The organism is Clostridium sp., assembly GCF_047777555.1.
Classification (GTDB): domain Bacteria; phylum Bacillota; class Clostridia; order Clostridiales; family Clostridiaceae; genus Clostridium_H.
Map to the genome: position 1 here is coordinate 54,949 of NZ_JBKEEV010000005.1, position 23,304 is coordinate 78,252.

The window sequence follows — 23,304 nt, forward strand, 5'->3', positions numbered from 1 at the left end:
TATATTTTACCAAAATTTTCACAAGAATATTAAACTTTTTAATAAATATAGTATTTACTTTATTATTTACTTTATATTAGACTATATTCTCAAAAGCTTTATATCTATAAAAAATTAGCTTTATTTTATTACATATTGAGGTATATAATTATTAATAACTGTGAATTTTAAATTATAGAGGGGTGATATAATGTATATTAAAGGAGATTTTCATCTTCACACTACTTCATCGGACGGCAGATTATCCCCTAGCGAATTGGTGAACTTAGCAAAAAATGAAGGGTTAGATATTATAGCTATAACTGATCATGATAATACCTTTGGGGTAGAAGAGGGTATAAGAGAAGGAAAAAGCATTGGAGTTAAGGTTATTCCTGGTATTGAACTGTCTACTAGATACAATGATGAAAACATTCATATATTAGGTTATTTTAGAGATGATTCTTTCAAGTCAGATCACTTTCAAAATTATTTAAAGGAAATACAAGACTATAGAATAGTCAGGGCTGAAAAAATAATAAACAATTTAAAAAAGTTTTTTAATATAGAATTAAACTTTCAAAAGCTGCTTGATGCTAATCACGGAGTAATTGCAAGACCTCATATAGCTAAAGCTATAATAGACGCTGGATATCCTTATGATTTTAAATATATTTTTCATAAATTTTTAAGCTCTAACAGCCCTGCCTATGTCCCAAATAAAAGAATCAGCATAGCTGAAGGAATTGAGGTTTTAAGATCTGTTAAAGCTGTCATAAGCCTTGCCCATCCTACATTAATTAAGAAATCTCCAGTAGAGGAAATTATAAAACAAGATTTTGACTGTATAGAAGCAATTTACCCTCTTAATAAGGAAGGTGAAGAAGAATTCTTTAGACATCTAGCTAAAAAGTACAAAAAAATAGTTACTGCTGGTTCTGATTATCACGGTGTTGGTGAAGAAGATCATAAACATGGATATATCGGAACCTCTACATTAATAGGTGAAGAACTTAATATATTTTTAGAAAAATTGGAGCCCCTATAAACATAGGGGCTTTAGTTTTTAAGCTTCTTTTAAGAAAGCATCATATGCTCTCATTGTTTCGTATACGTCTGCTTTAGATACAACTTCCCATGGTGCGTGCATGTTTTGAACAGCAACTCCACAGTCTATAACTTCCATTCCGTACTGAGCAAGGATGTAAGCTATAGTTCCACCGCCGCCTTGATCAACCTTTCCAAGCTCAGCAGTTTGCCATGTAACATTGTGCTTATCCATTATAGCTCTAATCTGACCTACAAATTCTGCATTGGCATCATTTGAGCCAGATTTTCCTCTAGCACCTGTATATTTATTAAACACAACTCCTTTTCCAAAGTAAGCTGAATTTCTCTTTTCCATTACTGATGGATAGTTTGGATCGAAAGCTGCACTTACATCTGATGATAGCATTTTTGAATTTGAAAGAGCACGTCTGAATTTCAATTCATTGAATCCTTCTTTAAGTTCCATAACTTCAGCTACTACATTTTCAAAGAACTTCGATTGCATTCCTGTTGCTCCAACACTTCCTATCTCTTCTTTGTCAACTAACAAAGTAACACAAGTTTTAGTTGGATTGTTAACCTCTAACATAGCTTCAAAAGAAGTATAAGCACATACTCTATCATCATGTCCATAGGCCATAACCATACTTTTATCAAACCCATAATGTCTTGCACGTCCAGCTGGTACAACTTCAAGTTCAGCAGATACAAAATCTTCTTCATCTATGCCATATTTCTTATTTAACAGTCTTAATATGTTTTGTTTTACCCTGTTTTTAGCTTCTTTATCTTTTATAGGCATGCTTCCTACTAATACATTTAAATCTTCTCCCTCAATGCCTTTAGCTAACTTCTTTTCCATTTGGTTTGCAGCTAAATGAACTAAAAGGTCTGAAATTCCTATAACTGGGTCATCATCATCTTCTCCTATAACTACATTTACAAGGCTTCCATCTTTTTTAGCAAAAACTCCATGGATAGCAAGAGGTATTGTTACCCATTGATACTTTTTAACTCCACCATAATAGTGAGTATCAAGCATAGCTAAATCTGTGTCTTCATATAATGGATTTTGCTTTAAATCTAATCTTGGAGAATCTACGTGAGCTCCTAATATTCTCATGCCTTTTTCTAGAGGTTCATTTCCTATTACAAACATAGCTAAAGTCTTATCCATATTATTTGCATAGACTTTATCTCCGGCTTTTAACTTACCATTTTCCTTTATGATATCTTCAAGATTTCTATATCCTTTTTTCTCTGCTATAGTAACAAATTCTTTTACACATTCCCTTTCAGTCTTGCATCTTGACATAAAATCTATGTATCTATCATTTAATGCAAATACCTTCTCTAAATCTTCCTTAGAGTATTTGTCCCAAGCATAATCATAGTTTTTTTCTAAATTTTTTATATTCTTTTTTTCTGACATATCCTTTCCCCCTATCTCTATAATTTGTTACAGCTTTTGCCCTATTGGGTTCAAAATTCATTATATCACAAAACTTAGGATTGCAAAAATAACTCATGAAATCAACTTATTATTATTTATAACCACCTTTTTCTCTTAAATACGTAGATAAGAATTCCAGATATAACTATCATTATTAGAACTATATAATAATATCCATAGGCAGACTTACTAAATGGCATTTTTTCAAAATTCATTCCATGCATACTTGTTAGCAAATTTAAGGGCAAAAATATACTAGTTATTATAGTAAATATTTTCATTAAGTCGTTAGTCTTATTTGCTATTTCAGATTCAAAAGCTTCCCTTACAAGAGCTAAATCTTGAACTAAACTTTCTAAAGTAGACATGAGCTTATTTATTTTTACATTGATGTTCTTAAAATGTTCTATATCCTTTTCTTCTATTATAGAATTATCATTGCTAGCTAAGCTGTCCCCTACATATCTTAAAGGATTCAAGTATTTTCTAAGTTTATATAATTGTCTTCTCAAATGAATTAATTCATCTGCCTGCTCATGGGAAGGATTTTTTAAGATAGCCAATTCTATTTCATCTGCCTTTGCTTCTATTTTAGCTATTATATTGTAATTTTTAACTATTATCCTGTCTAAAATATAATAAAGAACCATGGCTGGCGTAGGATTATTTTTCAGCATAAAACAATTTTTCATTTCATTTATATCTTGAATAAAGTCTTTTATTATGCTTATATCTTCATCACAGATAGTGATTATATAATCTCTGCTTACGTACATATGTAAATTTCTACTTTTCACTATGGAATTCTTGTATCCTAATATGTTAAAACTTAAAAACATATATCCATCAAAAAAAATTATTTTAGATGAATTGCTTCCTAAATTTGAAACTAAATTAACACTTTCCTCATCCAAAACAATTTTTTTCTTAATCTCATCTATCTCATTCTTATTTATTAATATCCAGTAATTGCTTTTTCCTACTCTCCATTCATCATCTGTCTCTTTAAAATCATCCAGAATATCTAGAACCTGCATAAAATCACAATCCTTATAGAAGATACTCATTCTTGATACTATTATGCTTATTTTAGTTTGTTATTATTCCATCAATTCTGATATCATGTTCTTCCATAGGGACCTCATCAAAAATTTGAAAGTCATAAGCTAATGCTATTTTTAATGCATTCTCCCTTACATTTTTTAAAAATCTATCATAAAAAGCTCCTCCATAGCCTACCCTTCCTCCATTTTTATCAAAGGCTACTCCAGGCATCAAAATTAAATCTATATCTTTTTCATTTACTTCATTTTCAAAACTTTCAGGTTCTAAAATATTATAAGCTCCTTCTTCTAATTCTTCGAAAGATTTTATTTCAACTGCTCTAAACCCTTCTTTTATTGAAATTATCTTAGGTACACAAATTCTCTTATTGTGATTTAATGCATATTTAATAATTCTATGGGTATCCACTTCTCCTTCAAAACTAACATAAACAAAGATTAATTTTGCATTTTTATAAGCTTCACTTTCTAATACTTTATTAAATATAATGTCATCCATCTTTTCTTTGGCTTTTTTAGGAATGGATTTTCTTTTTTCTTTAACTATTTCCCTTATTGTATTTTTCAATTTTCATCATTTCCTCCATTCTCTTATCAATAGTTTCTACCGGAGATACTTTGGAAACTAAACTGTATCTATAATTTGCAGCAGCTGCCTCTATTATAACTGCAATATTTCTTCCAGGTCTTATGGGAATAGTTATCTTTCTCACTGGAACATTTAATATTTCTACATAATCTTCATCTAAACCTAATCTATCATAGTTCTGTTCTTCTCTCCATTGTTCTAAATATATTATAATATCTATGGTTTTTTCCTCCAAAACAGAACTAAGTCCATAAAGTGCTGGCACATCTATTATTCCCATGCCTCTAACTTCCATCATTCCTGATGTTATATAAGGTGCTGTTCCATGAAGTTCTCCATCTATTTCTTTTATATCTACAGCATCATCTGCAACTAACCTATGTCCCCTCTTAATTAACTCCAAAGCAGTTTCTGTTTTACCTATACCGCTTTCTCCAGTTATTAATATTCCTATACCATATACATCAAGCAAAACCCCATGTACCCTAGTTTCTGGAGCTAACTTTGTATCTAAGTAGTTTTTTAATCTAGTTACAACTTGAGTAGTTAAAAGATCAGTTCTTAATACCCATCTATTATTTAGTTTAGCATTTTCTATAAGCTCCTTATGAGGTTCTAATCCTCTTGCTATGATTATGCATGGAGTTTCAAACTGAAAGAACTTTTTCATTCTTTTCTTTATAATCTCTTCTGGCATGTTTTCTATGAAACTCCACTCTGCTTTTCCTATTAATTGAACCCTTGAATTTGCAAAATAACTATAAAATCCTGCAAATTGAAGCCCCGGTCTATTTATATCGCTGGTTTTTATTTCTATATTCTTTTTTCCTTCGATTAGTACTTCAAAATTTAAATCTCTTATTAAGTCTTCTACTGTTATCTTCATTATCTTCTCTTTACCCCTTTTTAATGATGTTATAGATTTAATTTAATTTTTTTATTAATATAATATTTTACATTATAATAGGAATTTTATCCACAACGGAATTTTAAAAAATTGCAAAGCAATTTTATTAAGCGGAAGAGTGGAGGGGACTATAAGCGCGAGTGGAGAGTGGAAAAACGGAAGGTTCAATATTAAAGATTGTCACAATTTATTTCTAGTGTTCACATACATAAAAAAACTTGCAATTGTCTGCAAGTTTTTTTATGTGTTCACTTTATATTAAGCTGCTTTTATCAATATGGTGGATGGCTTCTACAAATCTTATAGTTCCTGTCTTTGATCTCATTATTACAGAATGGGTAGTTGCTATATCATGCCTTGAAAATACAACACCTTTTAATAAATCGCTGTCTGTTAGGGCTGTAGCTGCAAAATATACATCATCGCTTTTAACTAAATCATCTATGCTCAAAACTTTTTCAATATCATCAATTCCCATGGATATACATCTTTTTATTTCTTCTTCATTTTGAGGCTGGAGCAATGCTTGCATTTCTCCTCCCATACATTTTATAGCTGCAGCTGCTATAACTCCCTCAGGTGCTCCTCCAGTTCCTATCATTAGGTCTATTCCTGTATTTTCAAAGCCGCAAGCTAAAATAGCAGCAACGTCTCCTTCTCCAAATAGTTTTACCCTTGCTCCTACTTCTCTTGCTTGTTCTACAATATAGTTATGTCTTTCTCTTTCTTGAACTATAACTGTAAGGTCAGTTACATCTTTATCTAATGCTTTAGCTACATTTAGAATATTTTCTTTAGGTGACTTATTTATATCTATAACACCCTTAGCTCCTGCTCCCACTGCTATCTTTTTCATATACATATCTGGAGCGTGAAGCAAACTTCCTTCTGGTCCCATAGCCACAACTGCAATAGAATTAGGAAGCCCTTTTGCAATAAGAACAGTACCGTCTACAGGATCTACAGCTATATCCATTTTAGGCATATCTTCATGCCAAAGTCCTACCTTTTGTCCTATATACAGCATAGGAGCTTCATCCATTTCTCCTTCTCCAATTACTACCTTTCCTCTTATTGGCATCATATTAAAAGCCTTTTCCATTCCATCTACTGCCGCCTGATCTGCTGCATTCTTATCTCCTCTTCCCATAAGCTTGGCTCCATTTAAGGCTGCTGCTTCTGTTACCCTAACCAATCCCATAGCTACATCTGTATTGTACATTTTTTAACCCTCCATACTCATATCACAGTTAATCAAAATCTTATTAATCTTTATCATTTTTTTAATATATTATAGCACTTAATCTTAAAATACCTTAATTATTATAACACATATATTGTATTATTCAAGATTATTATATAAACATTTATACATATACATTAAATTTTTCTATTTACAAATATTATAATTTTATAAAATAATTTAATGTGCTAATTTAAATCACTCTTATATACTATATTGTAATAATTGCTTATTTTTTCTTCCAATTAGATTTGTTAACATTTTTTGAGATATATGATACTATATATTTACTATAAAACGAGAGGTAGATTGTAGATCATGGAAGAAACATTAAAAATTTTAGATAAAAGAATTCAGTATTGGAGGGAAAAATTGCACAACCTTTTATATTTAAACGGTCCACTAGAGGATGAAGTTTTAAATTGCAGCAGACATTTAGATAGACTCCTGGTAGAATATGAAAAACATAGACAGTATATATAGACCAAAAGCACAGGCTCTAATATAGAACCTGTGCTTAAACTTGTTTATAAATCTAATTTTTCTAAAACTTCTTCAATATCAAAATCTTCATTTGAAAATACCCCTATAAATTCACAACGATCTTCTTCATTAGAGTCATAAGATACATACTGTCCAATTACATCAAACTCTTCTGCCACCTCTTCTATTATTTCTCCTACATTATCTGTTGCTATATCATCTAAATATGGTAGGTAATATTCTTCTCTCCAGCTGTCCCCATCCTCGTCTTCTTCGCTTTCATCATTAGCATAGCCTCTTGCAGCCTCTAATTCATCCTCATCAAATTCATAAAAAAATCTAACTACCAATAATCCATTTTTAGCACTAATCTCCTCTACATCCTCTAGCCCATTTTCTCTTAAAAATTGTAATACTTCTTTTTTATTCATTTTTTCACTCCTCTTTTCAATATTCTATTCCATTTAAAGTTCAACTTGATAATTATATATTCTAATGTTATCAAAAATAGCCTAAATTATGTTTATTTTTTTATTTAATCAATTTCATAAACTTATCAATAAATTCATCTGCAGCCCTATATTCTTCTTTATCTGGCACAAACTTAAACTTAAAACCTTCCTCCACAACTTTAAACTTCATAGATTTTAATCTATCAGTCATCATTTTTACACCCTCTCCACTCCATCCATAAGAACCAAAGGCACCACATGCTTTACCTCTATTTTGTATTACAGGTATAGCAGTTAATAGTCTCCAAGCTGGTTCCACTGCATCTTGATTTATGGTTGGAGAGCCTATTAAAAATCCAGTTGATCTATTAACAAGCTCCACTGCCTTTTCAGGCTCTAATGAAGTTATTTCATGTACTTCAGTTTTAATTCCTTTTTCATTTAATTTTTTTCCTAAATATTCAGCCATAACCTCTGTATTATGATAGGCTGAAACATATAATATTTGTATATTTTTCTCTATTGGTTCTTCTGTTGCCATTTTTCTATAAAGCTTAAGAGCTTCTTTTGCATTATCTCCAGCATGTATTGGGCCATGGCTTGGAGCAATCATGTCAATATCCATTTTTTCTATTTTGTCCAATCCTGATAATACGAAGTTTTTAAAAGGCGCCATTATAGCATCAAAATAATACTTAAACTCTTTTATATAATCTTCGTTATTTCTATCCATTATTAAATCTTCTGGACAATAATGTGCACCTGTTATATCACAGCTAAAAAGTACTTTCTTTTCTGGCACATATGTAACCATTGTATCTGGCCAATGTAAGTTTGGAACTGATGTAAATTTTAAAGTTGTTTTTCCTAAGTTTAACTCTGGGATATCATTTATATTTTCACCTTTAAAATCTCTATTTATTATATCTTTCATATAACTTAAAGCTGCCTTAGTTCCTATTACTGTAGCATTAGGATATTCCTCTAAAAATCTTTTTACACATCCACTGTGATCAAGCTCTGTATGCTGCACTATTATATAATCTATCTTTTTATCACCTATTATAGATTTTATTCTCTCCAAAGATTCTTCCCAAAACCCATCTTTTACACTATCGATAACAGCTACTTTATCATCATTTATAATATAAGAATTATATGTTGTACCTTTATTAGTAGTCATTATAATATCAAATACTTCAAGGCCAGGATCTTTAACTCCAATCCAGTACATGTTATCTCTTAGCTGAACTGCTCCCATTAATATTCCTCCTTATTCCTTATATCGTAAAGAATTTGTATTATCATTCATTCATCTATCATATATAGCTTAACTATCATATAGTATTTTATCCTAAATATCATCATAATATCTTTAAAATTCAATAAGAAATAATGGTTCATGGTATTTATCTAATTAATAGAGTTCTTTTTATTCTTATATCATAAAGCAAAAATGAAATCTAAAAATCATGAAAGATACCTTATAGGTACCTTTCATATATTTGAGTTAGTATATTAAAGTATCATATGGATACATTTGTAAGTATGTTTCATACATTTCCTTTGCTTTTTCTTCTGAAATTCTTCCATCAGACAAACTTCTATAAAGCATGTATAGTTTTACATTTAGCTCAGGATTTTTTGACACAGATTCTTTCATTTTTTTATATATAATTTCTTCGATAGATTCTGACTCATTTTTAGATGAAAGCTTTTCAATTATTTTAAGTAAATTATCTATTCTAAATTTTGCAGCATCATCAGGAGTTAAATTTCTAATCTCTTTTAGTTCTGATATGATTTCATGAATAGTATCCTCATCTACATTAATAATCCTCTTTTCCATATAAATCCTCCTATCTATAATCATGTATACACTTCTTATACTTATAGTATATTCTTTAATTATCCCTAATTCTAGTATATAATATATTAACTAGTTATAATTATAAAAATAAACATTATAATTTTAATTGTGATGGGGGAGGCTGTAAAATGAAATATAGAAAGTTTGGCAAGTGTGACTTCGAATTATCCGCTTTAGGTTTTGGATGCATGCGTTTTCCTACAAGAGATGAAAAAATTGATGAAAATGAATCTATTAAAATGATAAGATATGCTATTGATAATGGTGTTAATTACATTGATACAGCATATCCATATCATAATGGCACTAGTGAGCTTTTAGTTGGGAAAGCTCTAAAGGATGGCTACAGAGAAAAAGTAAAGCTTGCTACTAAATCTCCAGTTTGGCTCGTAGAAAAACATGAAGATTTTGATAAATATTTGAATGAACAATTAAAAAAACTAGAAACTGATTATATAGATATGTATCTTCTCCATGCCCTTGATAAGGAAAGATGGGAAAAACTAAAATCCCTCAATGTTTTTGATTTTATAGAAAGAGCACTTAAAGATGGGAGAATAAAGCATATAGGTTTCTCCTTCCATGATGACATCAATACTTTTAAAGAAATAGTAGACTCTTATGATTGGACATTCTGTCAAATACAATACAATTATATGGATGAATACTATCAAGCTGGAATTGAAGGATTGAAATATGCTCATAATAAGGGGCTTGCTGTAATCATAATGGAGCCTTTAAAAGGAGGTAAGCTAGCTCAAGAACCTCCAAAGATTATAAAGGATCTATGGAGCAGCTACAAGATAAAAAAAACTCCTGTAGAATGGGCACTACAATGGATTTGGAATCAACCTGAAGTTTCAATAGTACTAAGTGGAATGAGCAGCATGGAGCAAGTTATAGAAAACATAAAAATTGCAGATAAATCAGGAATAGGCTCCTTAAGTTCAGAAGAAATTGAATTAATAAATCTAGTGAAAACTAAGTATAAAGAGCTTATAAAAGTAAACTGTACTTCCTGCAAATACTGCATGCCTTGTCCTGCTGGAGTTGATATTCCAAAAAACTTTTCTTTATACAACGAAGCCTTTGTATACAATAATTTAGAAAACTGCTCTAAATCATATTCTAAATTAGAAAATAAAGCTAAAGCTTCTTCCTGTGTTCAATGTGGAAAATGTGAAGAAGCATGTCCTCAGCACATCTCCATAAGAGAAAAACTAAAGGAAGTTGCAAAAACACTTGCTTAAGTGGAGGCGCCGCAGGCGTAGTGGAGAAGTTTAGAAATGTGATAATCTTTTTAATATTGAACTGGAGTATGAGATTTGCATTGTAGAAAGTATTGAACTAGCATTAGAAGCTCTTTATTTCTGAATTTAAAACACCGTAAGAACCTTCTATTGTCTGAGCGACAGTGAGTTTAGAAGGTTTAGGAGTTTTAAAGTCAGAAATATTAGAGCTTCTTTGCGTAGTGAAGTTTTCCTAAATGCAAATCTCATACGGAATGTTCAATATTAAATATTGTCACAATTTATTTCTAGTTTCCTGCTTTTGCAGCGAATTCTGTTTTTCCTGTCTTGCTTAGTGCTTTTGCTAGAGCAAATGAAATTATTCCATCTACAAAGTGATGAAGTACTGTTCCAATTCCAACTACGACTAATATTTTGTACATGTTAAATCCAAATGGAATTACTGCTATTGCTTCTAAAATTCCATGTATAGGCGCTGTAACTAGGATTACAATTTTAAAATCCACTCCCTTTTTAAGTAAATGAGCACCGACAAATCCTACAAATACATGCATAAATGCTCTTGCTGCAACAACTAATGGGGTTGTCATTAAAAATCCTAGAGTTGATCCTATACCTACAGCTACAGCTGCTGCTGGTCCAAAAAACATAGCTAAAAATACTGGAACGTGAGAAGCTAAAGTTGCCGTAAATGGTCCTGCTTGTACCTTTAAAAATCCAAAATAAAGTGGAATGATAATTGCAAGACCTGTTAATAATCCTGCATAAGTTAGTTTTTTTACATTATCTTTCATATTTACATCCTCCGTATACTAGTGTATATACACTAGTATACATTATACTTGTCCTTCTGTAAATATCTAAAAACAATTTTTAATTATTACCTATTCTCTATGGCGATCCAATTAAAGAATAATAAAAAAATCGCTAATCACTACTTTTGGTTTTTAGTGACCAGCGATTATTAATTGATCCATGCTTAATATTGAATCTCTATAATCTCAATGATTTTATTCTCATTCTTGCTCCAACTTATACATCTTCTTTGCAATATCCATATAAAGAACTCCATCTAAGTGGTCTGTTTCATGGCATATAGCTCTAGCCATAAGACCTGAAGCATCATATTGAACAATTTTTCCTTTTTCATTCATTCCTGTTACTATAACTCTTCTTGGGCGAACTACTATACCCTCATAACCTGGATAACTTAAGCATCCTTCTGAATCTTCATATTGTCCTATCTTCTTAACAATCTTAGGATTTAATAAAATAAGAGGTTCTTTTCCATTTCTTAAGTCTATTATAAAAGCTCTTTTTAAAACACCTATTTGAGGAGCAGCAAGTCCAATCCCATCTGCATTATATAAAGTATCCTTTAAGTCTTGTATTAACTCTAAAACTTCATCGTCTACTTCTAATATTCTTCTGCTCTTTCTTCTTAAAAGCTGATTATCTGCCTTAATTATTTCTCTAACTGCCACTATAACTACTCCCTTCTTTTAATTATGCATTCAAATACTATTATATATGGTAATAAGAATGTTTTCCAGCCTTAAAATTAGTAACCAGTAACTAAAAAATTTTAGGATGTTGGAATAATCCTTGCCTATCCACTTACAGTCAAAAAAACAAAGTCCAAAAATAGATTTTATCTATTTTCAGACTTTGTCTTTATCTTTCACTAATTGCTAGCAACTCTACTAAATAGAAGTGCTTTGCACTTTTATTACACTGATCCTGCTGCTACTGAGTTAGAATCATTTTCTTTCTCAAGCATACTCTTAACCTTCATAAGTCTTGTTAGGGCTCCTCTTTCATTTTCCTCCAGCTTCATTTGGATATATCTTATAGTTTCTTCAAGTTGAGGAATTGTCATGTATTCAAGAGCGTTAACTCTTCTTCTCGTTTTCTCAATTTCATCAGCCATTAGCTGACAAGACTTTTCCACTTCTGCAAGCTCCAATAATTTTGGAAGAATGCCATAGAGTTTTTCTATAGCTCCGTCCAATTCTGAAGAAGTACTGGCATATCCATAAGGATATATACTTCCTTCATCATCCTGCAGCTGCCTTTTAAACTCCATCTCTGGAACATTAACGCTCATTATATTTTTAGTCTTAACATCTACAGTTATGTGTTCTTTTGGAAAAGCTATTGCCTCTTCTAACACCTCCGATGACATTAAAGCTCTTGCCATAACAAAATCTTTAAAGGAACCACTTAACTGCTCTTCTACGCTTTTTCTAAGTTTATTATTATATTTAACAAGATCTATAAACCTCCTCATAAGCTCGTCTTGCTTATCCTTTAAAAGTTTATGACCTCTTGCAGCAGTAGTAAGCCTTTTCTTAAGTCTTGTAAGTTCCATTCTAGTTGGATTTACATTTAATCTAGGCATGGTTATTCACCTTCTTTTGCATCTAAATATTTCTCCAAGTATTCTTCTCTTATTCTCTTAAGTTCTGTTCTTGGAAGAATCTTAAGAAGCTTCCATCCTAAATCTAAGGTTTCTTCTATAGTTCTATTGGTTGTAAATCCTTGTGATACATATTCTTTTTCAAAGGCATCAGCAAACTTTGCATAGGCTTTATCTGTATCAGATAATGCTGACTCTCCAAGTATAACAGCAAGCTCTTTTGCTTGTTTACCTTGTGCATAAGCTGCAAATAGCTGGTTCATAGTATCAGCATGATCTTCTCTTGTCTTACCTTTACCTATACCCTTATCTTTAAGTCTTGATAGTGATGGCAATACATCTATTGGAGGCATTATTCCTTTTTTGTATAATTCTCTTGATAAAATTATCTGTCCCTCTGTTATATATCCTGTAAGGTCAGGAATTGGGTGAGTTTTATCATCTTCAGGCATTGTAAGTATTGGTATTTGTGTTATTGAACCAGGTTTTCCTTTTACCCTTCCTGCTCTTTCATATAATGTTGAAAGGTCGGTATAAAGATATCCTGGATATCCACGTCTACCTGGAACTTCTTTTCTAGCTGCTGAAACCTCACGTAAAGCTTCACAGTAATTTGTCATATCTGTCATTATTACAAGTACGTGCATTCCTCTTTCATAAGCTAAGTATTCTGCAGTAGTTAAAGCTATTCTTGGAGTAGCTATTCTTTCTACTGCTGGATCATTAGCAAGGTTCATGAATAATACTGCTCTATCTATAGCTCCAGTTTTTGTAAAGTCCTGTATAAAGAATTGCGCTTCTTCAAAGGTTATGCCCATAGCTGCAAATACAACAGCGAACTTAGCATCAGACTTTAAAACTCTTGCCTGTCTTGCTATTTGAGCCGCAAGTTCAGCATGAGGAAGTCCAGAACCTGAGAATACAGGTAGCTTTTGCCCTCTAACTAAAGTATTAAGTCCATCAATAGCAGATATTCCTGTTTGAATAAATTCTGAAGGATAGTCTCTTGAAAAAGGATTCAATGGTTCTCCATTAATATCTCTTTTTTCATCTGGAATTATCTTTGGGCCTCCATCTTTTGGTCTTCCAAGTCCATCAAAGACTCTTCCAAGCATATCCTCTGAAAGCCCAACTTCAAGAGGTCTTCCAAGAAATCTAGTTTTTGTTTCCTGAAGATTGATTCCAGTAGAACCTTCGAATAGCTGTATTAAAGCTTTATCTTGATTTATTTCAAGAACCTTCCCCTGTCTTATTTCACCAGTTTGAAGCTCTATTTCAACAAGTTCATCATAGGTTGCTTTTTCAACACCATCTACTAACATTAAAGGTCCAACAACTTCTCTTACTGTTTTATATTCCTTAAGCATTTATCATAACACCTTCTTCCGCTATTAACTCATCTATGGCTGTCCTTAATTCCTCTCTTATAACATCGATCTTATCTAAATCCGTTTCAGGTATATATTTAGCTCTTGCTATTTTATCTCTTATTTCTCCCATATCTATTATCTTATTTAGATAAACCCCTGATTTTAATGCACGCTCTGCTTCATCTTGGAATGCAAGAACAAGCTTTAACATTCTGTACTGTTTATCCAAAGATGAGTAAGTATCAACATCGTGGAAAGCATTTTGCATTAAATAATCTTCTCTTATAGACTTTGCAACTTCAAGTTTTAATCTGTCGCCTTCAGATAATGCATCTATACCGACCAATCTAACTATTTCCTCAAGATTTGCTTCTTCCTGAAGAAGTGCCATAGCTCTTGTTCTTAGCTCTACCCATTCTTCAGATACATTTTGATTCATCCATTCCCCTATGCTTTCTAAATATAGAGAATATGAATTTAACCAGTTTATAGCTGGGAAATGTCTTTTATATGCAAGCTGAGAATCTAATCCCCAGAAAACTTTAACTATTCTAAGTGTTGATTGTGTTACTGGCTCTGAAAGGTCTCCTCCTGGAGGCGATACAGCACCTATAGCTGTAAGTGCTCCTTGTCTTCCATCGTTTCCAAGAGCTATTATTTTACCTGCTCTTTCATAGAAATCTGCAAGTCTTGATCCTAAGTAAGCAGGGTAACCTTCATCACCAGGCATTTCTTCAAGTCTTCCTGACATCTCTCTTAGAGCCTCTGCCCAACGTGATGTTGAATCAGCCATAAGAGCTACAGAATATCCCATGTCTCTAAAGTATTCTCCTATAGTTATTCCAGTATATATTGATGCTTCACGAGCTGCAACTGGCATATTAGACGTATTAGCTATAAGAACTGTTCTTTTCATAAGAGATTCTCCAGTTCTAGGGTCTTTAAGTTCTGGAAATTCATTAAGAACGTCTGTCATTTCATTTCCACGTTCTCCACATCCTATATACACAACTATTTCGGCATCTCCCCATTTAGCAAGCTGATGCTGTACTACTGTTTTACCACTTCCGAAAGGCCCTGGTACACAGGCAGCTCCACCTTTTGCCACTGGGAAAAAGGTATCTATAACTCTTTGTCCTGTAACAAGAGGCTCTACTGGATTTAGTTTTTCAGCATAGGGTCTTCCCTTTCTTACAGGCCACTTTTGCATCATTGTAATTCTTTTTATTCCATTTAAAGTTTCAACTTCTGCTACGGTTTCTTCTATTGTGTAATCTCCTTCTGAAATAGATACTATCTTACCTTCTACACCATAAGGAACCATTATCTTATGATTTACAACAGAAGTTTCCTGTACACTTCCGATTATATATCCAGATTTAACCTCATCTCCTACTTTTGCAGTAGGCATAAAGTGCCACTTTTTATCTCTAGGCAGTGCTGGAACTTCAACGCCCTTTGTTAAATAGCTTCCAGCTACTGCGGCAATGCCTTCAAGAGGTCTTTGAATTCCATCAAACATAGATTCTATAAGTCCTGGTCCAAGTTCTACACTTAGTGGTTCTCCTGTAGTTTCAACAGGGGCTCCTGGGCCAAGGCCTGTAGTCTCTTCATAAACCTGAATGGAAGCTTTATCCCCTCTCATCTCTATTATTTCACCGATAAGACGTTTTTCACCAACTTTTACAACGTCGTATATGCTAGCTTCTTCCATGCCCTCAGCAATAACCAAGGGTCCTGAAACTTTTATAACTCTTCCAGTCTTCAAGCTCTTTCCCTACCTTCCTTATAAAATATTAACTCCTACCGCTTTTTCTACATTGTCTTTGATTCTCTGCATACCGATGTTTAAAGATCCTTGATTGCTTGGAATCAATATAACTGCCGGAAGCGTTTCTTTATTATATCTTTCTATGGTTTCATCAATGTCCTTTGCTACCTGCTCTGTAACAAATATGACTGCATACTTTTCCATAGCCATTCTATCTATAGTTTTTCTTGCCTCATCAGGTTCTATAACAGGATATACATCTATTCCAATTGTCTTAAAGGCAAGCACTGAATCTTTATCTCCAACAACTCCTATCTTATACATAGATATCACGCAGCCTTTCTCTTATTACATCAGGATCAATATTATTGAGTTTACCAACCATAATTATTCTTACGATTTTAATTTCATTTTCTTTTGCAAATATATATGCAAGCAATGGTTCAATTCCAAAAGCAACATACTTTGCATCTTTTATAAAGTCCATAATAAAATTATCACTTAACTTTTCAAATACATTTAAACTGTTTGATTGACCATATTCCTCTAAACCTGATCTCACTATATCTACATAGTCAGAACTTTGTAACTTGACAGCTATATTTTCAACACTTCCATTTAACATCTCAATCAAATCATCCTTATTTATCTTGCCGTCTTCTAATAAAACCTCTTCTAAGAACTTTCTTCCTTTATTTTGCTTTTTCACCCTAACAAGAGTTCTTATATTGATTAAATCTATATTCATTTCCATAAATTTTATTAAATATGGTTCATTTAGCTCTAATGCTCTATAATGCATATCCTTATACATAAATCTATCAAGGATTATATCTATTTTTTGAGGGTCTTTTTCTTCTTCAAAACTTTCTCTTGCCTTTTCTATTCCCTCTCTCATTATAGAAGTTATTTCTGTATAATCCCTATTCATTATATAACTTTTTAATTGGATTGGTTTTACAGTACCCACAGGTATTAAAAGTTCACTAAAATCTTTATTTAAGGCTTCTCCCTTTAAAATAACCTTTATATTATGATAATCATATCTAAGACTCATAATGTCTATTAATTTTTTATTTGGTGATATTTCATACATAAAGGAGTACAGCCTTTTTAATTCTTCACTTAATATGATTTCATATTCTTCAGGTCTTTTTACATCGCCCATAAATGAGCCATATGCTGTTTCTTGTAATATCTTAAATGCCTCATAAGCTGAGGCACTATCAACTAATCTTTCTATCTTGGCTCTATCTAATAACCTATTTTCAATAGATCTTATCCTCGGTACAGCCTGAACATAATCTATGCTACTCATTGAGCTATCCTCCTTTTAGCTAAACAAAACACTTGCTAGTTCAGCCTCAAGCTCATCTCTAGAAGATTTAATTAAAGCCTCAAAAGTATTATTTATTCCTATACCATTTTTAGCTATAATATATCCTCCATTTAGATTCTTCTTAAAGCTTAATTTTAATTGTCCTATCTTACCTTTAGCTTGTAATGCTTTGTTTACTTCTTCTATAAATTTAGGAGTTACTGCACTATTGTTTTCATCTACTATAACCTCTTCATCTCCATCTATATCAAGAGACAAAATACTATCTTTCATGAACTTTAAAAATTTTTCCTGTGGGAGAGCATTTAGCTTTGCAAGTGCAGCTTTGAATACATTATCAAGAGTTTCTCCTTTTGCAGATAACTTCATGTTTCTTACTTGAAGATGAGCATTTGAAACAATTCTCTCTGCCCTTATTTTAGCTTCACTTTCTGCTCTTGATAATATTATCTTCTTTTCTCTTTCAGCTTCAGATACCTTTTTATTTATAGTGTTTTTTTCTTTAATTCTAGCTTCATCTACTATTTGTTTTGCAGTAGCCTCAGCATCCTCTATAATCTTATTAGTTAAATTATCTATATTAGACATGCTTCCCTCACATCCTAACTGCTTTTATATATTGAATACTAATAATAATGATGTAACGAATGCTAATAGCGCGTATGTTTCAACCATAACTGCAAGAACAACACCCTTTGTTGAATGCTCTGGTTTCTTTGCTAATATATTCATACCTGCTGCTGCAACTCTACCTTGTAAAATAGCTGACTTCCATCCACCAAATGCTATTGGCAATGAAGCTAATACATAGGCTATACCTTGAATAGATGAGATTTCTGGATTTCCACCTAAAATACCGCTGTTTATCATTATTAAAAGTCCTATAACAAAACCGTACAATCCTTGTGTACCTGGTAGTAATTGCAAAATAAGAGCTTTACCAAACTTATCTGGATCTTCTGTTATAACTCCTGAAGCTGCTTCACCAGCAATACCAACTCCTCTTGCTGAACCTATACCTGCCATAACTGCTGCTAATACTACTGCTAAAACTGTTAAGCCTAAACCTAAATTATCAACTATCCATTGTGAAAACATAAATCTACTCCTCCTAATATAAATATTTTATTTTTTAATATAATTATTTTTCATTTACTACTTCAAAATATTTTGACTGAGCTCTAAGAGGCTTAAATGTTTTTCCTCCACCCTCATAGAACTTTCCAAAGAATTCTAGATATTGAAGTCTATTTGCATGTACATAAGCACCTAAAGCATTGATGCCCATATTAAACAAATGCCCTATTATGAAAATTATTGGTCCAACAATAAACTTTGCTGCTCCTGGCAGTAAATTAATCATAATATTAAATGCATTTGCGATAAATCCAGTAGCAAGACCTAAAGCTAAAAGTCTTGAATAGGATACAAAGTCACCTATATATGAGGTTATTCCATAAACTCCATAGAGTCCTCCTCCCAGCTTTCCTATTATGGTCTTTGCATCTCTTCCTTGAGTTAAGAATAAAGCAATTAATCCTCCGTAAAGCATCCACTTACTTATGGATGGTATAACTCCAACAAGCATTAATATGCCTCCTATAAGAGTTATATACCAAAATCCAACATCATATAATGCGTCAAGATATTTTTTATCTCTGATCAAAAGATATGCTTTCATACCTAATCCAGCAAAAATATGAACTCCTCCTAAAGCTAGAGATAATATCATAACCTCTATGATATTATTTGCAGGATCTAATAGTTTTGGTATACTCTTTGCTCCGAATAAACTTGTAGGCGCGTCTCCAAACCAGCTTCCATAGATTCCTCCCCAAAATACGGTTGAAATCCCTAGGAATAAGAACAACTTCATATTATTGCGCATAGCCTTATTAAGTTTGAAGAACATTAATGCAATAGCCGTACCTATAACTAATAGAACTCCATAGGCTGCATCAGACAACATCATTCCAAAGAATACTACATAAAAAATTGACATTATAGGAGTTGGATCTACTTCACCATAGTTCGGTAGAGAATACATTTCTACTATATTCTCAAAAGGCTCCGCAAAAGAATTATTTTTTAGTAATATAGGGACATCATCATCTTCTTTTACATCTTCGAATTCTAAATAGTAGTAATCTCCTGCAACTTCTTTTATTACATCTTCAAGCTTATTATTACTATCCACTGTGTTCCAACCCTGTATAACTACAATGGTATGAGAATTTAAAAAATTCAAACTAGCTTTTGCTCTATTTAATTCATTAGAGTAATATTCATACAATAATTCAATATCATCCATGTATTTATTAAGTTTTTTTGTATTTGATGTTATTTCTTTTATTTCACATTCTATTTCTTTAATTCTCTTATCATAATCTTGTATTATATTTTGTGGATTACCATTATATTTGATTAGAGCCTTAGCAAATCCATACCTTTTTAGTATGTCTAAAGTTTTGTCCTTTTCCTCCTTTAATACTAGCACTAATAAATAAGTTTCATCTCCACCTTCATTGATTATTTCCACATAAGAGTAATTAATTTCTCTTTCAAGTTCTTCAGTAAATTTATCTTTTAAATCCTTAGGAATTGATCCTAAAAAACTTCTAGAAAACTTTAATTCTTTTAAATCTTCAAATTTTGCATCAAAGTTTTTCCAAGGAAGTAGATTCTCTATTTCTGATTCTAATTTGCTTTTCTCAGTAATTAGAGAGTTTTGTCTTTCTTCTATACTTCTTAATTCTTCATAAATACCTTGCCAGTCAATTTTCTTAACTGCTTCATCTAGTTCTTCAAAGGTTATGGTTTTTTTCCCTTCTTTAAGCGATTGTAAAATACCTTTCTTTTCAAGATAAGGACTTAAAAAATCGAAAGCAAATTTAATCTTAGATAATTCATTTTCTATTTCTAGAATCTGTTTATCTGCAGCAGTCTTTTCTAAAAACTTCATTTCTTCATTTTCTAGTTTAGATTCAAGATTTACAAAGTGTGCACCTTGGAACTTTTGTAAGTTTTTCAGCAAAGCCTCCTTATCTTTTTCAAAGGCAAACAATGTAAACTTATTCATTTTAACTATTGCCATTGATATTCACTATCCTCTCAACCACTAAATTGACTGCCATTTCTAATTTTTCCTTAGAAATATCTTTTATATTTTCTGCTGAAGTTTTCCCACTTTCAATTATGGGAATAGCCTCCTTTTCTGCATTAGCTGCTGCATCATCTAATATTTTCTTAGCCTCATTTTTAGCTTCGTTTAAGATTCTTTTGTATTCGCTAGCTGCTTTTACATCAGAATCTTTTATGATCTGATTGCTATCATTTTGAGCCTTTTTAATAATTTCCATAGCCTTTTCTTCTGTATCTCTTATTTTCTTTATAGCTTCTAGCGCCAAATATATCACCACCTTTTAATATTTAATTAATTTAATTTATTTAACTTATTTAATAAAAAGTATAACACATAGCACTTAATGTGGTATTCATAACAACTTAGGACAATTATAAATGGTGTATACAAAATTTTCAAAGCCAATATCAATTATTTTCAGAAAATTTAGTAAGTTTTTTGATACTTAGCGTGTTTTTTCTTTAAAATTCGCTATTAATTTATTTTTATTATGATTTTTCTGAATTAATTGATTTTTATTAATAATGTTAATTGATTTTTATTAATAATTTCTTTAATTTTATTTCTTTTCTTAAATTAATTCCGTTACATTTGTTACACTTTTTGTTTTATTTGAAACATCTTCATCATATGCTATATATGTTTTTTCTTTTAAGAGCTCTCCTGTTTTTATAAAATGCAATATGTCTATATTGAATTTTTCCACATGAAGTTTGTTTTTATCAATTCCTAAATTTGAGTTTAAAACTTTTTCTCTTATCTCTTTAGTCCATCTTTTTTCTTCCCCATCTTCTAAAAATTCTGGTATCCATTTCTTTTTATTGAACATTAGGTAATCGTATTTTATTATATTTTTTAGCGCCTCATTGTCCTCCTTTAGTTTTTCACTATTAAAGTCTAAAAATACCTTGTAGTATTCAGCATTAGAAATATTTCTGCTAAAATATCCTTTTTCATGGAAAAATACTCCCAGGTTGTAATAAAAGTCAAAAGGATTATCAAATTTCAATTCAAAATACTTCAATATGGTTTTAAACTTACCAGAGTTATAATATTTATCAACCATAGCTTCTACCTTTTTTAATTCTAGTAGTTCTTCATAGCTTATGTCCTTAGTTTTTAATATTTCATAAGGAGGATATGGTGAGTATTTCATTCCCCATATATCTTTTTCTTCCATCATGGGAGAACCTTTTAATATTTTTAAAAATCCTAGTTGTATTTCGTCCGGTCTAATAGAGTAAACCTCATTAAATGAATTTTTAAATGACTTAAAATCTTCTCCTGGAAGACCAGCTATCAAATCTAGGTGCTGACTTATATTGCCAAGTTTCTTGACTTCTTTTACTTTTTCTGCCACATCCTTAAAGCTTATATATCTATTTATATTTCTCAAAATTTTATCATTTGTAGTCTGTACTCCTATTTCAAACTGAAATCTTCCTTTAGGAGCTTTTGACAAAACTTTAACCTGATTGTTTGTTAAAATATTAGCGGATATTTCAAAATGAAATTTAGTTTCTGTATTTTGATTTATTAAAAAATTCCATATATCAGTGGCAAATTTCTCATCACAATTAAAGGTTCTATCTACAAATTTTACAAGTCTTACTTTTTTATCTATGAAATATTTTAACTCTTCTTTTATCTTTTCCATGTCTCTAAACCTAATATTTCTATCTACAGAAGATAAGCAATACTTACATCTAAAAGGGCACCCTCTAGAAGCTTCATAGTATACTATCTTATTATCTAAATCATCATCTTTATCATAAGGAAAAACTACTTGATTTATGTCTAAGTTATTTTTAATTCCTCCATAAAATACTTTTTTTCCTTTTTTATAAAAAAGTCCCCCTATATTTAGGGAAAAATTTTTTTCTTCATCTATATTTGTTTGATTATTAACTAACTCTTTTTTAGTTGATAAAATTTCTACATTATTATGTAGATTTTTTTCATATATTTTATGTTCAATTAACTTTCTAAAAGTCTCTTCTCCTTCTCCTTCAACTAAATATTCTCCAGGATTATTTTCTAAAAATTCCTTTCCATCAAAGCTTACCTCTGGTCCACCATAAATTATTTCTATGTTATCATCTACTAATTTTATGAGTTTAGATAATGCCTTTATCATTTCTATATTCCATATATAACAAGAAAAAGCTATAATATCGGCTTTTTCTCTTATAAGTTCTTCCAATATTCTCTCAGGTCTATCATTTATTGAAAATTCCATTATTACAGGATTATAATCCAAATCTTTAGTATATGCTTTTAAGTACCTAACAGCCAAATTAGAATGTACATATTGTGAGTTAATTCCTACTAATAAAACCTTTAGTTTATTCATTTATTATCTCTCCTTTTCTTTTGTGCCTTTATATAATAAATATTATCTAAAGACTTAAATTCAACTATGTTAAAAAACTCCTCTATTAATTTAAGAATTGTTTTTGAAGAAGTATCTTTTAACAAATTCATATCTTTAATCTCTATAGTTTTAGAGATTCCCTGAGGCATTATTACATTGACTTTGCCAAAGAAAGTCTTTCCATACCCCTTATCTATATCCCATATATAAATGAATCCATCCTCCTTTAAAAAATTATATATTTTTTCCACTAAAATTTTTCTGCTTATTTTAAATATTATACTACTAAAAGCTAAAAACATTACACAACTATCATAGAAATTCTCCTTTATATTCTTAGCTTTCTCTCTACCATCTACATACTCTACATCAAAATCCTTATTTTTACTTTTATATATATTGTATATTATTCCGTAATTATCTGAACATATATCTAAAACTTCACCACTAAAGTACTGTTCTTCCAGGTTTATTACTATCTCATTTTTCATTATTTATGTCCCTCTCTTCTCTTATGTTTATTAACCTGTCTTATATTACTTCTACATA

The 23,304-nt window shown here is 31.1% G+C and carries 24 protein-coding genes; 3 read left to right on the top strand and 21 right to left on the bottom strand.

Translation table 11 applies throughout. From position 1 onward, the window contains the following. Nucleotides 1-190 precede the first annotated feature (190 nt). Nucleotides 191-1,027 carry a PHP domain-containing protein gene (locus tag ACFWTK_RS09435; protein ID WP_415875767.1) on the top strand — a complete coding sequence of 279 codons (837 nt, stop codon included), beginning with the start codon at nucleotides 191-193 and terminating at the stop codon, nucleotides 1,025-1,027. A gap of 18 nt (nucleotides 1,028-1,045) precedes the next feature. Here ACFWTK_RS09435 and ACFWTK_RS09440 read toward each other — a convergent pair whose 3' ends face one another. From ACFWTK_RS09440 to glpX, 5 genes are all read right to left on the bottom strand, one after another. After that, nucleotides 1,046-2,461 (bottom strand): aminopeptidase, encoded by a 1,416-nt coding sequence (locus ACFWTK_RS09440; RefSeq protein ID WP_415875768.1) that lies wholly within the window; start codon nucleotides 2,459-2,461, stop codon nucleotides 1,046-1,048. 116 nt (nucleotides 2,462-2,577) lie between these two features. After that, entirely contained in the window at nucleotides 2,578-3,519 is a 942-nt protein-coding gene (locus tag ACFWTK_RS09445; protein ID WP_415875769.1) for a magnesium transporter CorA family protein, read from the bottom strand. A gap of 52 nt (nucleotides 3,520-3,571) precedes the next feature. After that, on the bottom strand, nucleotides 3,572-4,114 hold the full coding sequence (locus ACFWTK_RS09450; RefSeq protein ID WP_061857174.1) for a 5-formyltetrahydrofolate cyclo-ligase: 543 nt from the start codon (nucleotides 4,112-4,114) through the stop codon (nucleotides 3,572-3,574). Continuing rightward, complete coding sequence (gene hprK, locus ACFWTK_RS09455; RefSeq protein WP_415875770.1) at nucleotides 4,086-5,021, bottom strand: HPr(Ser) kinase/phosphatase; 936 nt, start codon at nucleotides 5,019-5,021, stop codon at nucleotides 4,086-4,088. Before hprK ends, ACFWTK_RS09450 begins: the two co-directional genes overlap by 29 nt. Nucleotides 5,022-5,295: 274 nt before the next feature. Beyond that, nucleotides 5,296-6,264, bottom strand: coding sequence for a class II fructose-bisphosphatase (gene glpX / locus ACFWTK_RS09460; RefSeq protein WP_415875771.1), 969 nt, complete (start codon nucleotides 6,262-6,264; stop codon nucleotides 5,296-5,298). 339 nt (nucleotides 6,265-6,603) lie between these two features. Between glpX and ACFWTK_RS09465 the strand changes: the two genes are divergently transcribed. After that, nucleotides 6,604-6,768: a Spo0E family sporulation regulatory protein-aspartic acid phosphatase gene (locus tag ACFWTK_RS09465; protein ID WP_415875772.1), complete on the top strand. Its 165-nt coding sequence runs from the start codon at nucleotides 6,604-6,606 to the stop codon at nucleotides 6,766-6,768. Between the two features lie 44 nt (nucleotides 6,769-6,812). Here ACFWTK_RS09465 and ACFWTK_RS09470 read toward each other — a convergent pair whose 3' ends face one another. The 3 genes from ACFWTK_RS09470 to ACFWTK_RS09480 all read right to left on the bottom strand — a co-directional run bounded on the left by ACFWTK_RS09470 (nucleotide 6,813) and on the right by ACFWTK_RS09480 (nucleotide 9,069). Next, complete coding sequence (locus ACFWTK_RS09470; protein ID WP_415875773.1) at nucleotides 6,813-7,199, bottom strand: hypothetical protein; 387 nt, start codon at nucleotides 7,197-7,199, stop codon at nucleotides 6,813-6,815. A gap of 100 nt (nucleotides 7,200-7,299) precedes the next feature. Next, nucleotides 7,300-8,481 carry an FprA family A-type flavoprotein gene (locus ACFWTK_RS09475; RefSeq protein WP_415875774.1) on the bottom strand — a complete coding sequence of 394 codons (1,182 nt, stop codon included), beginning with the start codon at nucleotides 8,479-8,481 and terminating at the stop codon, nucleotides 7,300-7,302. 249 nt (nucleotides 8,482-8,730) lie between these two features. Next, nucleotides 8,731-9,069, bottom strand: a complete 339-nt coding sequence (locus tag ACFWTK_RS09480) for a hypothetical protein (protein ID WP_415875775.1) — start codon at nucleotides 9,067-9,069, stop codon at nucleotides 8,731-8,733. Nucleotides 9,070-9,218: 149 nt separating this feature from the next. Between ACFWTK_RS09480 and ACFWTK_RS09485 the strand changes: the two genes are divergently transcribed. Then, nucleotides 9,219-10,340, top strand: coding sequence for an aldo/keto reductase (locus ACFWTK_RS09485; RefSeq protein WP_415875776.1), 1,122 nt, complete (start codon nucleotides 9,219-9,221; stop codon nucleotides 10,338-10,340). A 287-nt stretch (nucleotides 10,341-10,627) separates the two neighbouring features. Here ACFWTK_RS09485 and ACFWTK_RS09490 read toward each other — a convergent pair whose 3' ends face one another. The 13 genes from ACFWTK_RS09490 to ACFWTK_RS09550 all read right to left on the bottom strand — a co-directional run bounded on the left by ACFWTK_RS09490 (nucleotide 10,628) and on the right by ACFWTK_RS09550 (nucleotide 23,246). Continuing rightward, the gene (locus ACFWTK_RS09490) at nucleotides 10,628-11,134 is read right to left on the bottom strand and encodes an ECF transporter S component (protein WP_415875777.1); all 507 of its coding nucleotides are present in this window, start codon (nucleotides 11,132-11,134) and stop codon (nucleotides 10,628-10,630) included. 222 nt (nucleotides 11,135-11,356) lie between these two features. Next, nucleotides 11,357-11,824 (bottom strand): peptide deformylase, encoded by a 468-nt coding sequence (def, locus tag ACFWTK_RS09495; RefSeq protein ID WP_415875778.1) that lies wholly within the window; start codon nucleotides 11,822-11,824, stop codon nucleotides 11,357-11,359. A gap of 245 nt (nucleotides 11,825-12,069) precedes the next feature. Then, nucleotides 12,070-12,741, bottom strand: coding sequence for a V-type ATP synthase subunit D (locus tag ACFWTK_RS09500; RefSeq protein WP_415875779.1), 672 nt, complete (start codon nucleotides 12,739-12,741; stop codon nucleotides 12,070-12,072). A gap of 2 nt (nucleotides 12,742-12,743) precedes the next feature. Next, nucleotides 12,744-14,126 carry a V-type ATP synthase subunit B gene (locus tag ACFWTK_RS09505; RefSeq protein ID WP_415875780.1) on the bottom strand — a complete coding sequence of 461 codons (1,383 nt, stop codon included), beginning with the start codon at nucleotides 14,124-14,126 and terminating at the stop codon, nucleotides 12,744-12,746. Continuing rightward, complete coding sequence (locus tag ACFWTK_RS09510; RefSeq protein WP_415875781.1) at nucleotides 14,119-15,897, bottom strand: V-type ATP synthase subunit A; 1,779 nt, start codon at nucleotides 15,895-15,897, stop codon at nucleotides 14,119-14,121. The genes ACFWTK_RS09505 and ACFWTK_RS09510 overlap by 8 nt, the downstream gene beginning before the upstream one ends. An 18-nt stretch (nucleotides 15,898-15,915) precedes the next feature. Next, nucleotides 15,916-16,230: a V-type ATP synthase subunit F gene (locus ACFWTK_RS09515; protein WP_415875868.1), complete on the bottom strand. Its 315-nt coding sequence runs from the start codon at nucleotides 16,228-16,230 to the stop codon at nucleotides 15,916-15,918. Beyond that, nucleotides 16,217-17,218, bottom strand: a complete 1,002-nt coding sequence (locus ACFWTK_RS09520; protein ID WP_415875782.1) for a V-type ATP synthase subunit C — start codon at nucleotides 17,216-17,218, stop codon at nucleotides 16,217-16,219. The genes ACFWTK_RS09515 and ACFWTK_RS09520 overlap by 14 nt, the downstream gene beginning before the upstream one ends. Nucleotides 17,219-17,233: 15 nt before the next feature. Continuing rightward, complete coding sequence (locus ACFWTK_RS09525) at nucleotides 17,234-17,827, bottom strand: V-type ATP synthase subunit E (protein WP_415875783.1); 594 nt, start codon at nucleotides 17,825-17,827, stop codon at nucleotides 17,234-17,236. Nucleotides 17,828-17,851: 24 nt separating this feature from the next. Continuing rightward, nucleotides 17,852-18,337, bottom strand: coding sequence for a V-type ATP synthase subunit K (locus tag ACFWTK_RS09530; RefSeq protein ID WP_415875784.1), 486 nt, complete (start codon nucleotides 18,335-18,337; stop codon nucleotides 17,852-17,854). Between the two features lie 43 nt (nucleotides 18,338-18,380). Then, on the bottom strand, nucleotides 18,381-20,333 hold the full coding sequence (locus ACFWTK_RS09535; RefSeq protein ID WP_415875785.1) for a V-type ATP synthase subunit I: 1,953 nt from the start codon (nucleotides 20,331-20,333) through the stop codon (nucleotides 18,381-18,383). Next, a complete protein-coding gene (locus tag ACFWTK_RS09540) occupies nucleotides 20,320-20,655 on the bottom strand; it encodes an ATPase (protein ID WP_415875869.1) in 336 nt (111 codons plus the stop codon). The genes ACFWTK_RS09535 and ACFWTK_RS09540 overlap by 14 nt, the downstream gene beginning before the upstream one ends. A gap of 297 nt (nucleotides 20,656-20,952) precedes the next feature. Next, the gene (locus tag ACFWTK_RS09545) at nucleotides 20,953-22,734 is read right to left on the bottom strand and encodes a B12-binding domain-containing radical SAM protein (RefSeq protein WP_415875786.1); all 1,782 of its coding nucleotides are present in this window, start codon (nucleotides 22,732-22,734) and stop codon (nucleotides 20,953-20,955) included. Further along, a complete protein-coding gene (locus tag ACFWTK_RS09550; protein WP_415875787.1) occupies nucleotides 22,731-23,246 on the bottom strand; it encodes a class I SAM-dependent methyltransferase in 516 nt (171 codons plus the stop codon). Before ACFWTK_RS09550 ends, ACFWTK_RS09545 begins: the two co-directional genes overlap by 4 nt. Nucleotides 23,247-23,304: the final 58 nt, after the last annotated feature.